The 13,887-nt window shown below is 43.5% G+C and carries 12 protein-coding genes; 1 reads left to right on the top strand and 11 read right to left on the bottom strand.

The features are described from left to right. Nucleotides 1–4: 4 nt before the first annotated feature. The 4 genes from purF to T355_RS0102095 all read right to left on the bottom strand — a co-directional run bounded on the left by purF (nt 5) and on the right by T355_RS0102095 (nt 3,233). Nucleotides 5–1,423: an amidophosphoribosyltransferase gene (purF, locus tag T355_RS0102110; protein WP_037329721.1), complete on the bottom strand. Its 1,419-nt coding sequence runs from the start codon at nt 1,421–1,423 to the stop codon at nt 5–7. A 65-nt stretch (nt 1,424–1,488) separates the two neighbouring features. Then, nucleotides 1,489–2,205 (bottom strand): phosphoribosylaminoimidazolesuccinocarboxamide synthase, encoded by a 717-nt coding sequence (gene purC, locus T355_RS0102105; RefSeq protein ID WP_027396303.1) that lies wholly within the window; start codon nt 2,203–2,205, stop codon nt 1,489–1,491. 60 nt (nt 2,206–2,265) lie between these two features. Next, nucleotides 2,266–2,760 (bottom strand): 5-(carboxyamino)imidazole ribonucleotide mutase, encoded by a 495-nt coding sequence (gene purE / locus T355_RS0102100; protein WP_027396302.1) that lies wholly within the window; start codon nt 2,758–2,760, stop codon nt 2,266–2,268. Between the two features lie 146 nt (nt 2,761–2,906). Then, a complete protein-coding gene (locus T355_RS0102095; RefSeq protein ID WP_027396301.1) occupies nt 2,907–3,233 on the bottom strand; it encodes a hypothetical protein in 327 nt (108 codons plus the stop codon). Nucleotides 3,234–3,368: 135 nt separating this feature from the next. Here T355_RS0102095 and T355_RS0102090 point away from each other — a divergent pair, with 135 nt between their 5' ends. Further along, entirely contained in the window at nt 3,369–4,223 is an 855-nt protein-coding gene (locus T355_RS0102090) for an AraC family transcriptional regulator (RefSeq protein ID WP_027396300.1), read from the top strand. Between the two features lie 99 nt (nt 4,224–4,322). Here T355_RS0102090 and T355_RS0102085 read toward each other — a convergent pair whose 3' ends face one another. The 7 genes from T355_RS0102085 to ftsZ all read right to left on the bottom strand — a co-directional run bounded on the left by T355_RS0102085 (nt 4,323) and on the right by ftsZ (nt 13,782). Further along, on the bottom strand, nt 4,323–6,419 hold the full coding sequence (locus T355_RS0102085) for a methyl-accepting chemotaxis protein (RefSeq protein WP_027396299.1): 2,097 nt from the start codon (nt 6,417–6,419) through the stop codon (nt 4,323–4,325). 239 nt (nt 6,420–6,658) lie between these two features. Further along, nucleotides 6,659–8,617 (bottom strand): molecular chaperone HtpG, encoded by a 1,959-nt coding sequence (gene htpG / locus T355_RS0102080; protein WP_027396298.1) that lies wholly within the window; start codon nt 8,615–8,617, stop codon nt 6,659–6,661. A 174-nt stretch (nt 8,618–8,791) separates the two neighbouring features. Beyond that, nucleotides 8,792–9,529: a hypothetical protein gene (locus T355_RS0102075; protein ID WP_027396297.1), complete on the bottom strand. Its 738-nt coding sequence runs from the start codon at nt 9,527–9,529 to the stop codon at nt 8,792–8,794. A 101-nt stretch (nt 9,530–9,630) separates the two neighbouring features. Then, nucleotides 9,631–10,098: a CinA family protein gene (locus tag T355_RS0102070; protein ID WP_027396296.1), complete on the bottom strand. Its 468-nt coding sequence runs from the start codon at nt 10,096–10,098 to the stop codon at nt 9,631–9,633. A 10-nt stretch (nt 10,099–10,108) separates the two neighbouring features. Continuing rightward, entirely contained in the window at nt 10,109–11,434 is a 1,326-nt protein-coding gene (gene rimO / locus T355_RS0102065) for a 30S ribosomal protein S12 methylthiotransferase RimO (RefSeq protein ID WP_027396295.1), read from the bottom strand. A 35-nt stretch (nt 11,435–11,469) separates the two neighbouring features. Then, nucleotides 11,470–12,492, bottom strand: a complete 1,023-nt coding sequence (locus T355_RS0102060) for an ABC transporter substrate-binding protein (protein WP_027396294.1) — start codon at nt 12,490–12,492, stop codon at nt 11,470–11,472. Between the two features lie 135 nt (nt 12,493–12,627). Further along, the gene (ftsZ, locus tag T355_RS0102055) at nt 12,628–13,782 is read right to left on the bottom strand and encodes a cell division protein FtsZ (RefSeq protein WP_027396293.1); all 1,155 of its coding nucleotides are present in this window, start codon (nt 13,780–13,782) and stop codon (nt 12,628–12,630) included. Nucleotides 13,783–13,887 lie beyond the last annotated feature (105 nt).

The following is a 13,887-nucleotide window of genomic DNA, read 5'->3' as shown; positions in this document are numbered from 1 at the left end:
CCCATTAACAATTTGTCTTTTTCTTTCTAGTCTCAAAAATATACTTATCTGCCTCAGCTGGAGACTGGGTCTTCTGCTGAATAGGATAGCCTCCATTAAAGCAGGCAAAACACATATTTTTAGGATTAAGCTCCGGCACGCAGCTCTTCAGTCCTTCCAATGAAAGGAAGTGCAAGGAGTCAGCTCCTATGTATTCCCTGATTTCCTCCACAGACTTGGTAGCTGCAATGAGCTCCTTACGGGCCGAAGTATCAATACCATAAAAGCATGGGAATCCGATAGGCGGTGAGCTGATAACCATGTGAACCTCTTTAGCTCCCGCATCCCGCAGCATTTTCACGATTTTGCCGGAGGTGGTACCACGAACAATGGAATCATCAATTACGATGACAGATTTGCCCTTTACCACAGACTTCACAGGATTCAGCTTCAGCTTGACGGCAGTATCTCTCTGCTTCTGACTAGGCTGGATGAAGGTTCTGCCAATGTAACGGTTCTTAATAAGACCACTGACATAAGGAAGTCCAGCCTCGTAGGCATAGCCGGAGGCCGCCACATTACCTGAATCCGGAACGGAAATCACAATATCGCCCTTGCATTTTGCCTCTTTTGCCAGTATACGTCCCATTTCAAAGCGGGACTCATGGACACTCTGACCATCAATAATAGAGTCAGGACGGGCAAAATAAATAAACTCAAAAATGCACATGGATGGCTTTGCCTTGGCAAAACGATGGGATTCCAGACCATTTTCGTCAATAACCACCATTTCACCTGGCTCCACATCACGGACAAATTCTGCTCCCACCACATCAAGGCCGCAGCTTTCAGAGCTAAGAACATAGCCCCCATCCTCCAATCTGCCAATGCAAAGAGGTCGGAAGCCCTGAGGGTCCCTGGCTCCAATCAGCTTATCCTCAGTCATAATTGTGAGACAGTAGGCACCCTTGATTTTCTTTAGGCTATCGATGATTTTTTCTTCAACAGTAACTTTCCGGGAACGGGCAATAAGATTTACGAAAACCTCTGAATCAATGGTAGTCTGAAATATAGTACCACTTTCCTCCAGCTTGCGGCGGATCTCACCGGCATTTGTCAGATTACCATTATGAGCCAGAGCAATCTTGCCACCGGAATAGGACACCATCAAGGGCTGGGTATTTGCCAACAGGCTGGAACCTGTAGTGGAGTACCGCACATGGCCAATGGCAATGTACTGATTTTCCATCTGAGGAATCTGATGGCGGAACACCTCCCGCACAAGGCCCATTCCCCGGCTCACATCCATCCAGGCACCGTCAGTTACGGCGATGCCTGTGCTCTCCTGGCCCCGGTGCTGCAAAGCAATAAGACCATAATAAGTCAATTCGGAGACATTGAATTCCCGGGAGTAGACGCCAAAGACGCCGCACTCCTCCTTCATCTTGTCTTCTTCTAAATCAATCACTTTAAACCTTCCAATCTAAATCAATATGCAATTTTTATCTATTAGCGAACTTCACCGGTGAGACGCTTCAGGATTTCCTTGTATGCATCCTCAACATTGCCAAGGTCACGACGGAAGCGGTCCTTGTCCAGCTTCTCCTTGGTTACGGAATCCCAGAAGCGGCAATTATCAGGAGAAATCTCATCAGCCAGGATAATCTTACCATCCTTATCACGGCCAAATTCCAGCTTAAAGTCAATGAGGTCAATGTTCTTGGTCTTAAGGTAATCAACCATAATCTTGTTAATCTTCAATGCCTGGGCCTCAATCTCGTCCAGCTCCTCTGCAGAAGCCAGCTTGCAGGCCAGTACATGATAACGATTAACCATTGGGTCACCCAAATCATCATTCTTATAGCAAAGCTCAATAACAGGCATGGACATAGGAGTACCCTCCTCCAGGCCAAGACGCTTAGCCAGGCTGCCAGCAGCCACATTACGGATAATAACCTCCAGTGGAACGATATCCAGCTTCTTAATCAATACGTTACGGTCATCCATAACCTCAATAACGTGATTGCTGATACCCTCTTTTGCTAACAAATCAAAGAAGAACATGGTAATCTTGTTGTTCATGATACCCTTATCCACAATTGTACCCTTCTTTGCACCATTACCGGCTGTAGCATCATCCTTGTAGTAGCAAATCAGCTGGTCTGGATTCTCAGTTGCGTACAAAATCTTTGCTTTGCCTTCGTAGATTGCGTTCTTCTTTTCCATTGTTTAAATAACCTCCAATTAAATAAACCTAAAAAATAATTCTATATGTAAAGTAAAGGATCAGTCCTTGTTAAGCTGCTGCTCAACACGCTTTGCCTTTGCTTCAACATCGGAAACCATTTTTTCCCTGTACTTTATCAGCTTTTCCTTAATTTCCTTATCGGAGAGAGCGAAAATTTCTGCAATAAAAATGGCGGCGTTCTTTGCTCCGTTAATTGACATAGTAGCTACAGGTATGCCAGAAGGCATCTGAACTGTACTAAGCAATGCATCCATGCCGTTTAATGAAGTAGCATTTATAGGTACTCCAATAACTGGCAGGGTGGTATAACTCGCAATAACGCCACCTAAATGGGCTGCAGCACCAGCTGCTGATATGAATGCTCCTACACCTCGCTCAGGTGCAGTAGTCACTATTTCTTTAACCTTTGCCGGGGTACGGTGGGCCGACGCCACTACAACCTCTGCCTCAATGCCAAACTGCTTCAAGAGATCATATCCCGGCTTTAAAACTGGCCAATCTGAATCGCTCCCCATAATGATGGATGCTTTCATTTAGTTCTCAACTCCTCTGTTAAAATAAATATGACAGACGATAACTTACTCATACAATATATCATCAAAAATAAAACACTGTCAACGAAAAGGAAGCCTTTATCCCCCTTGTTAACAGTGTTTAAATTAGTTCAAATTGATTGGTATTAACAAGCCGCTTTTATGAGTGTCTTTTCGGACACAATTGTGCTTAAATAATAATCGGTTACATGATATTCACGTTCATGGCTGCCGGCAGATATATTTCTAGCTGCCTTAAAATCGTTCAGGTCAGGAACCACGTTATGACCCTCTGCATTATAGATGGCAATAACGGTATCATGAACCATATCCATGAATACTACCCTGTCTGCTCCTATGCCGCTACGAAAGGCAGCCAGCTTGCGAACAGTATCACCGTTCATCAGGGATTCATTATAGTCCAGTACCAAGTATTTCAGGTTATTTATATCTAAGCCATATACGATCTGCATGGTCATTACCTCCTTACCTTTTATGGTTTTATTATAGCAGGCACATTTTACATAAAATATGAATTTATTGCTTTTTATATTGCAAAAAGTGCTATAATATAATAAAGAAATACTATCAAACTATGAGGTACTATTATGGCTACTTATAAGAAGAAAGGCTTCCTGCACCAGCATTTTCGTATCTTTCACCTAAAAGATACCGCCATGAAGGAGATCCCCTTTCATTATCACGATTTTCATAAAATCATTATTTTTATAGACGGCGAAGGTCAATATATCATCGAAGGTAAAAACTACCCCTTAAAGCCCAGGGACATACTATTTGTCAGCGCCGGCGAAATTCACCGTCCTGTTACCTATCCCGGCAAGCTATATGAACGCATTGTTATCTATGTTTCCCAGGACTTTCTCACCCACTGGCAAAATGAGCAATGGAATGAGGGAGAAGTTGATCTTTCCAGCTGCTTCCTGCGGGCCAAGGAAAGCTCCAGTGTAATGCACATGCCAAAGGGCACCGAGCATGATTTGCTTTTTCACATGAAGAAAATCGAAAAGGTGGACAAGGGACAGGGCTTTGCCAATGAGCTTTATACAGAAATTCTTTTTATTGAATTTATGATATTGCTGAATCGAGCCCTTATGACCAATCAGCTGGAGAAGCTCCACGAAGCCACCTACGACCCCAAGGTCCAGCTTGTGCTGGAGTACATCAATTCCCATCTGGAGGAGGACCTTACTGTAGACTTGCTTGCTGATACTGTCTTTGTCAGCAAATACCACCTTATGCGGAAATTCAAAGCTGAAACCGGCTATAGTGTCCACCAATACATCACCAGCAAGCGACTCCTCTTGGCAAAGGAGCTTTTAAACACCACCCCAGCCTCCATTACGGATATTTGTTTCCAATGCGGCTTTAGGGACTACTCTACCTTTTCCAGAGAATTTAAAAAGCAATTCAAAATCTCTGCCAGAAAATATCGCCAAGAATAATATTTTTGAACAAAACGAAAGCCCCCTGCTTTCTCCCTGGGAGAAAAGCTGGGGGCTTTACTATTCACCTCATCATCGCCATAAATGATGCAGCTACAATTACTTCTTCAACCTGAAATTACTTACGGCATCACGCAGACTATCAGCGATTTCAGATTGCTGTTTACTTATATCCGTAACATCACTTACGGAATCAGATACCTCATTAACTGCATCGGAAACCTGAATCGTAAGAGCTGCTGTGGACTGAGCCGAATTGGCAATCTGCGATACAGCTGTATTTACCTGCTCCATAGTTTCGTTAACATTTCCACAGATATCGGCAATCTTCTTGGAAACTGAACGGAATGTTTCAGCATCAGCTCCATATTGCTCAGCTACCTTTGTGAACTCAATATATTGAGGTGCTACAGTTTCGTTTAGGAATGTCAAAATTTCCTTGGCATCACCTGAAAGTGTTGCTACAGCACTCTGCACTGCACTGATATTTGTCTGAATTTCATCTACAGTATCAGCTGTTTCCTTAGCCAATTTACCGATTTCCATGGCTACAACAGTAAATCCACGACCGGACTCTCCTGCACTGGCGGCCTCAATAGAGGCATTCAGAGAAAGGAGGTTTATCTGCTTTGCTATTCCGGAAATAGTGGATGCCATCGTACCAACCTGTTCCACGGTCCTTGACTGTTCAATAGAATCTTTTAGCTTGCTGCTAAATTCTTTTGCCAGCTTTTCTGCAGAAAGACTGGCCTCTATAGAGCTCTTCTCAACCTCTTTGGCACGAACACGAATTTCTTCAGCCTGCTTCAAGCTGTTAGTTGCCTCACCCAATAATATATGGGCGGCTCCACTTACGCTATCAACAGAAGCATTTACCTCCTGAGTTGCCGAGCTGGCATTCATCATTGCCTCATTTATGGAGGACATTTTCTGCTGAATATCATTCATCCTTTCCGTAAGCACCTGGGCTGAAGTTCCCAAAGTACGACTGGACTCGTTTATGCTGCCAGAATGCTCGGAAATCATATTAACAACATGCTTGGTCTGACGATACATCCTATTAATTGCGTTACCCAAATGCCCAATTTCATCATTAGCTTTTGCGATAACCTCAGGACGAGCATAATCTCCATCGGCCAAATCCTCAGCGAATTTCTTGTCTACACCGATTCTCGTCGCATAACCAGAAACAGTACGATAGGCCGCAAGCATAAGCAATACCAGCACTACTACTGCAATCCCTGCCAAAGTAAATAACAGTTTATATGCTTCGGAATATAAATCGCTCTTGGAAATAACCACACCAAGATGCCAGTTAATATCTGGTATAGTCTGATAATAAACGATCATGGTATCACCATTTTCGTTTTCAAACTGGGTATTGCCATCCTGCGTTGCAGAAACCATCTGCTTCATGGCGGCAGCCATGGAAGCATTTGACTCCTCGGTAGCTTTTGTCTCCCCGTTCAACTTTGCTTCATCAACACCGGCAATGTAAGTACCATCATCCGAGGTCAGTATCGCATATCCCTTGCCGTTAATATGTATTCCCTTAACCATCTCAGAAATGGAGCCCAGAGAAATATCAAGAGTTACGTTACCAACATATTTACCTGCATCTCCCTCGGAATACATCGGTGAGGAATAGGTCACCATCATAATTTTGGCCGCTGAATCATAATACGGCTCAGTAAGGGCCGCATCACCATGCTTGGCAGCCTTGCCCAGCTTATACCAATCCGTTGGAATGTAGTCTCCACTTTCCTTGACATAATCATAGGAAACCTTTAAATTGCCATTCTCCCGGAAAACAAACGGACATACATACATATCCGATGGGCGATAAGCAAATGGTTCAAACCATACACCGCCACCATTGGCCAGTTCCTCATCCTTCAGAGTATTTACCAAATCATTGGCCATTTCCTCCTGGGATTCCTTTAAATAATCGAATTCCATGGAAGCAGCCATATTCTCACTAATAAGCTTCATGCGACTGAGCCTTGACTGAATATCAATGGCATTGGCCTTAATAGTCTGGTGCGTACTTTGTTCTGTCAATTCAGAAATATTGCCATAGGAATTATATCCCGCCAAGGCTGTAATGATGATAAGTCCTATTACAATAGGCGGAAGCAATGAAAGGCACATTTTCAACTTAACACTACGGTATTTACCGGAATATTCATCTTGCATAATACCACCCCTTTTTTATATAGTTTTACCTTACCTATTCGACAATAATTATTTTTTTCCTACCCTATCGCTAAGTTTTTTTATTTTAGTTTTCCTTCCCAGCCTAAAAAATAGATGGGCGAACTAAAACCTCATCACACTAAAAAATCCCATGACCAATAATAATTTTATGGTCACGGGATTTTCACCTGAACTAAATTATTGAATTATACACGAGGTTGATGACATACTAATCATCATTATTTTGCCATCAATTCAGCAATCTTATTGGCGAAGTCCACTGGGTTTTCCGGCATGATGCCCTCAATGATAAGGGCCTGAGTATACAGCAGATCACAGTAATCCTTGAAATCCTGACTATCCTTGCCGGCAGAATGAAGCCCCTGCAGGCGGGTAAAGAGAGCGTGATGTGGATTAATCTCCAAAATACGCTTAGCCTTGAACATAGGATTATCCATAGCCGCAAAGGTATGCTCCATGGACAGGGATGGCCCCTGAGCATCAGCCACAAGACATACGGCACTGGATTTCAGACGGGCAGAGATTTTAACCTCAGCCACCTTGTCTGCCAGAGCTTCCTTAATATCCTTAATAAGGTCATCATTGGTCTTGGCCAGCTCCTCAGTTTCCTTCTTAACCTCCTGGGACTCAGCATCATCCAGATCAAGGTCACCACGGCTGATGGACTGGAATTCCTTGTCAGCATAGGTACGAATAGCTTCAATAGCGAATTCATCCACCGGATCAAGGAGATAGAGAACCTCAAGTCCCTTTTCCTTCAAAAGCTCCATCTGAGGCAGCTTTTCAATGGTTGCCTGATCGGTACCAGTAGCATAATAAATCTTCTTCTGGCTTTCTGGCATACGCTCAACATATTCCTTCAGGGAAACATTCTTGCCATCCTTTGAGGATACAAAGAGCAGCAATTCCTTCAGCTTATTGATAATATCATTGCCAGTGAACATACTGTTATAGATACCAATCTTTAAGGACTTGCCAAACTCTGCCCAGAACTTCTCGTAGCCCTCACGGTCCTTGCTGAGCTTTCTTTCCAGTGACTTCAAAATAGTCTTTTCCATGTTCTTACCGATGGTCTTAAGCTCGCGGCTCTGCTGCAAAAGCTCACGGGAAATATTCAAAGACAAATCAGGAGAATCCACCAAGCCCTTTACAAAGCCAAGATAATCCGGCAGAAGATCCTTGCACTTATCCATAATGAATACGTGACGAGAATAAAGCTGAATGCCTGGCTCATAGTCGGTGTGATAAAGGTTAAATGGTGCCTTGGCTGGAATATACAGGAGAGAAGTATACTCAACAGTTCCCTCAGCCTTATTGTGGAATACCTCCATTGGCTCATCCCACTCATGGAACTGAGTCTTAAGGAACTTGCTGTATTCTTCCTTGGAGATATCAGATTTATTCTTGGTCCACAGTGGCTGCATGGAATTAAGAGTACGAACCTCGGTCTTCTTAATCTTCTCAGCCCCCTCAATTTCCTTGCCCTCTTCATCGCGAGGAGTTTCCTCTGTTTCAAAGTTCATCTTGATAGGGTAACGGACATAATCGGAATACTTCTTAACCAAATTCTGGATGTTCCAATTGTCAGTGAAGTTTTCCTCAGCGCTATCGCCGTAGAAATCCTTGCCCAAGGTAATGGTAATGGTGGTACCGCGGGTTTCCTTTTCGCATTCCTCCATGGTGTAAGAGCCATCACCAGTGGACTCCCAACGAACAGCCTCCTTCTCACCGGCCTTGCGGGTTACTACAGTAACCTTCTCTGCCACCATAAATGCGGAATAGAAGCCCACACCGAACTGACCAATGAGATTATCACTGATATCAGCATTGCCGGCATTTTCCTTTTCCTTCTTAAGCTGCTCCAAAAATGCCTTGGTGCCTGATTTTGCAATAGTACCAAGATTCTCCACAATTTCTTCCTTGTTCATGCCAATACCATTATCAGAGATGGTAAGAGTATGGCTGTCCTTGTCAGGAACAAGGAAAATCTCATAATCTTCATTGCCCTCCAGAATGCTCTTATCGGTAAGAGAAGCAAAGTGCAGCTTATCGATGGCATCAGAGGCATTGGAAATCAGCTCACGAAGGAATATTTCGTGATTTGTATAGATGCTGTGAATCATCAGATTAAGCAGCTGTTTTGTTTCCGCTTGAAATTCATGGGTTTCTTTTGCCATTATAAAGACTCCTTTATGTAAATATAATAATTGATAAATTTTAGCACTCCCAATGTGTGAGTGCTAACTCACAATTGATATAATACATCAAAAAGTCAAGAATGTCAAAAATATACTTAATACATAAAAAAAGAACCTGCACATAAGTACAGGCTCTGTCATTTAAACTGTAAGTTAGTTCTTCTTTTTCTTTGGCAGCTTGGACAGCTCAAGGAACTGCTGATACTCAGAGGTTGGCCACTGCTTAAAGGTGGTAAGGGCAGCATTGTAGGTTGCCAAACCAGCCATGGAAATTTCTGGGCTATCAATCAAGGATATCATGAAACGACCGCCAAACTCACCTGGCAGATAAGTCTGTACCATCTGGTTCTCAGCTGTAACAGTTTCATCCAGCTGACCATCACCATTGGTATCTACCTGCAATTCCTTTGGAGTAATGCCATAAATACCAAATACATTTTCTGCAACCTCAACCACACGGGTATTGGTTAAAACATATTTATTGGAGAAGTTGTCCAAAATAGTCTTACGCTCAGCATCGGAAACGCTGCCGGCATTGGCTGGAATATCACCATCATCATAAGCATTAATGAGTACAATCCAAGCCTTTTTTACATCGTCCACATTTCCTTCAAAAATAAGAATGTCACCCTTGGAGGTTTCGTCAAACAGGCTGGCAGGAACCACATTTGGCTGAGTTGGACACATAATAGTGTAACCGAAACGGGTGCTGGTATACTTGTACGGAAGATTTACCTGAACCACGTTGTCACCATTGGCCTCTGTTGTAACTGCCTTATCTGCTGGCTGTGCAGCCTCCTCCGCATAAACGGAGGACATAGCTGGTACCATGAGGAAGGCACCCATAACAGCAGCCATAAATCCTTTAATTAACACATTTTTTATTTTCATTATTATTCCCCCACAATTCAATATTCTTTGAATTCCACTATGGCTATTCTAATGGACTTTTTTGAAAAAATGGTGAAAACCATATTAAATAACCATTAAAATCACCTAATATATTTTATCAGCATTGTCAAGGCTTTGTCAGTAGTTTGTTTTTTTATCTCGCTGCGACTGCCCTTAAAGAGGTTTTTGGTTACAATTACGCCCTTGGGACCAGCAATGGAAATATACACCAGCCCCACTGGTTTCTCCACACTGCCTCCACCTGGACCGGCGATTCCGGTAATTCCCACACCGATATCAGCACCAATTCTCCCCCTGACACCACTGGACATCTCCTGGGCGGTCTGTTCACTTACTGCCCCAAACTGTTTTAAGGTGTATTCCTTGACTCCCAAATGAGACATTTTAACCTCATTCGTATAGGAAACAATGGAGCCCAAGACATAGGCCGAGCTTCCAGCCACGTCTGTAAGGCGACTGGTTAACAGTCCACCAGTACATGATTCAGCACAGGCTATAGTCTGATGGGAATCCAGCAGCAGCTTGCCCGCTTCCTCTTCCAATAGCATGATTATCTCCTCACTCTGCCAATTCGCCCACCAGATCCTCAGTAAAGCCCTGGAGAATACGAACCTTAACTATATCTCCCACTTTGCTGGTGGTATCATCTTCAATATACACCAGATCATCCACATCATCCGCTTGGCGATAGGAACGACCATAGGAGGTACCATCTTCAGTATGACCTTCAACAATTACTTCCAGCACCTGATCCACCAGAGACTCATTTATCTCTTGGGAAATAAGGCTCTGAATGGCCTTTATCTCATGATAACGATCCTGCATAACATCGTCATCCACCTGTCCATCCATATTTGCTGCCGGAGTATCCTCTTCCTTGGAGTAGGTGAAGAAGCCAGCATGATCAAAGCGCTGCTCCTGAATAAAGTCTTTAAGCTCCTGGAACTGCTCCTCAGTTTCCCCAGGAAATCCCACAATAAATGTAGAGCGAATAACCACCCCTGGCACCCTTTCACGAAGCTTTTTCAAGAGAGCTGTAATCTGCTCCTTTGTGTCAGGGCGGCGCATTCTTCTAAGCACTTCATTGCTGGCATGCTGCAATGGAATATCCACATATTTTACAATTTTTTCCTCAGTGGCCATGACCTCAATAAGCTCATCATTAAGGAATCGTGGATAATTATAAAGGGTTCTGATCCACTTAATACCTTCTACTTTGCACAATTCCCGCAAAAGCTGTGCCAGGCGTGGCTCACCATAAATATCATGGCCATAATTTGTGGTATCCTGTGCAATAAGAACAATTTCCCGAACGCCCTTATCAGCCAAATTCCTTACCTCTGCCACAATATCCTCCAGCTTACGGCTGCGGTATTTGCCACGAATCAGTGGAATGGCACAGAAGGCACAACGATTATTGCAGCCCTCGGCGATTTTGACATAGGCAGTATGCTTTGGTGTGGTTGGAATACGTGGCACCGATGCATCATAGATAGTTTCGTCACCCTTAATCACCAAGCGATTGCCCTTTAATGTCTCATCTATTACCTCAGTAACGCGGCCCCAAGCTTCAGTACCAATAATACCGTCTGCCTCAGGCAGCTCATCCAACAGCTCTTGACCATATCTCTGGCCAAGACAGCCTGCAATAATCAGACTCTTGCAGTGGCCCTTCTCTGGCTGCTTGTATTCTGCCATATTTAAAATTGTATTTATTGATTCCTCTTTTGCTGACTGAATAAAAGCACATGTATTCACAATTAGTATATCAGCATCAGATGGGTCATTTACAAGTTCAATCTCCCGTTCCTTAATGAGTCCCAGCATCACTTCTGTATCTACCAGGTTCTTGGAACAGCCAAGACTTACAAATCCTGCTTTCAAGCTTTACCTCCTAAATATTATCTAAGTATCTAAAATTATCTGCCAAATCTTACTTCTTTAAGCCAGTGGTCTAACAGCTGTCGGCGTTCCTTTTCAGGATAATCTGCCAACTGGTCATATAAAACGACATTTTTACCCGCAAATTGCTTGGCTGCCATAAGTGAACCATTGGCTGGCATAAAATAAAAACCATTATTCATCATGGCCAACTGAGGCTCATCCGTCAGCATCCAATTAATGAACTCTTTGGCATTGTCACCATTTGGACAATTTATAAGAAGCCCAATTCCCGTAAGAGTGTAGGCCGTACCCTCATCAGGATAAATAATCTTTAAAGGATATCCATCACCAATATATCGCAGGGCTTCACTTTGAACCACCACGGAAATATCTGCCTCTCCCATACCGGTCATTCGGGCAGGAGTTGATAAATACTTAGCGTATTGCACCACATGGGGATGGAGCTGCTTCATGTAATTAAGAGCACTATCCTCACCATTCTGGGCTACCATAAACATGTAAATGTTTGCTGCATTGTCAGCCGCCATAAAATCCGTTATACCCAGCCGATAATTCTGCAATTGACCTAATTCCTTCCAAGATGCAGGAATATGAGGCAGACGTTGCATATAATCCGTATTCACACAGAAAACCACTGGGTCATACCAAAGACCTGTCCAAAATCCCCTATCATCCTTAAAGCGATCGCTGACCAAGTCACCATACTCAGAAATATAAGGCTGAAGCCAGCCATCGGCAGCATTTCTGCGCAACACACGGCTATCAGTCAGTATAAGATCAGCCTTACCAGTTTCCTTTATTCTGTCTTTAAGGTCACTTTCCGTCATAGGAACAAAGGTAACCCTAATCTTATGGCTTTTTTCATAAGCCTCGGCCACAGGGGCAACGTTCTCCGCCGGCAGGGTAGTATAAACAACAATGTTCCCCCGAAGACGACTGTCATCGTAGCTGCTGCCATTGGTAAAATACAAGGCACAGAATATGGAGGCAACAATCATTAGAAACGAGGTAATCAGCAACATTGAATATCTTTTCATATACTATACACCATCGATTCAGAAACAGAAAAATCTAAATTCATCTTCATCTTGCAGATTTGATTCACTAAGATTTCATAGTAAAAATCCTGCAAGGAAATGAAACTCCCTGCAGGACTCGCAGTTTGAACTAAATTATTTGTTTGAGCGCATCCATACTGGAATATCAATTCCATTGGCCTTGTAGAAATCCTGCTTTGGAACGCCAATATTAGCTGCATTGGCACCCTGATTGCCAAACACTGGAACTCTCATGCCACTTGGTGGAGTCTGCTGTGGTGCCTGCTGATTTGCATTAGGCATTGTCGTATTCTGACGCCCCTGTTCAGACTCGAAGTCAGTAGCCACGACAGTAACACGAATGGAATCACCCATGGTATCATCCACAGAAACACCCCAAATAATATTCGCATCTGGATGAGCCTCAGCAGTGATACTCTGGCTGGCCTCGTTAAGCTCCATCATATTGAGGTGAGAAGACTCACCAACAAAGTTGATGATTACACCTCTTGCACCACTTACGGATACCTCCAGAAGTGGAGAATTAACGGCCTCACGAAGAGCGTTCATAGGTGCATTATCACCAGAGGCTTCACCTATGCCCATCAGTGCAGGGCCAGCATTGCTCATAACAGCCTCAACATCGGCGAAATCCAGATTTACATAACCAGATTCGTTGATAAGATCGGAAATACTCTGTACACCCTGACGAAGGATGTCATCAACTTCTCTAAATGCATCAATAAATGAAGTGTTACGATCAATAATATTCAAAACCTTCTCGTTTGGAATTGTAATGATAGTATCAACACGCTGACGCAAAGCCGCAATACCAGCTTCAGCACGCTTCGTGCGCATACGGCCCTCATAAGAGAATGGACGAGTTACGACACCAACGGTAAGAGCACCAACCTGCTTGGCACACTCTGCCACAACCGGAGCTGCACCAGTACCGGTACCACCGCCCATACCTGCTGCGATAAATACCATATCAGCACCCTGAAGGGCTGCCATAATTTCCTCGCGATTTTCCTCAGCTGCCTTGGCACCAACCTCTGGACGGGCACCAGCACCCAATCCACGGGTTGCCTTACCGCCAATCTGAATACGAGTGGACGCCAAAGACTGGTCCAATGCCTGAGAATCAGTGTTTACAGCGATAAACTCAACGCCCTTCACACCGGCATTAACCATACAATTCACCGCGTTGCTGCCGCCACCGCCGACACCAACAACTTTAATCACGGCCTTGTCATCAAAATCTCCATAACTATCAAAATCTATTGGCACTCAAAAAACCCCCACATATATACTTTAATTCGAAAATAATATCAATATACTCATACATCAAATATTATAACATTAATTAATTTCAAAATCTATAGCTAGCTAATC

This window comes from Anaerovibrio lipolyticus LB2005 (assembly GCF_000621545.1).
GTDB classification, from domain to species: domain Bacteria; phylum Bacillota; class Negativicutes; order Selenomonadales; family Selenomonadaceae; genus Anaerovibrio; species Anaerovibrio lipolyticus_A.
The sequence above is the reverse complement of the archived record's forward strand: the minus strand, read 5'-3'. Positions and strand labels throughout refer to the sequence as shown.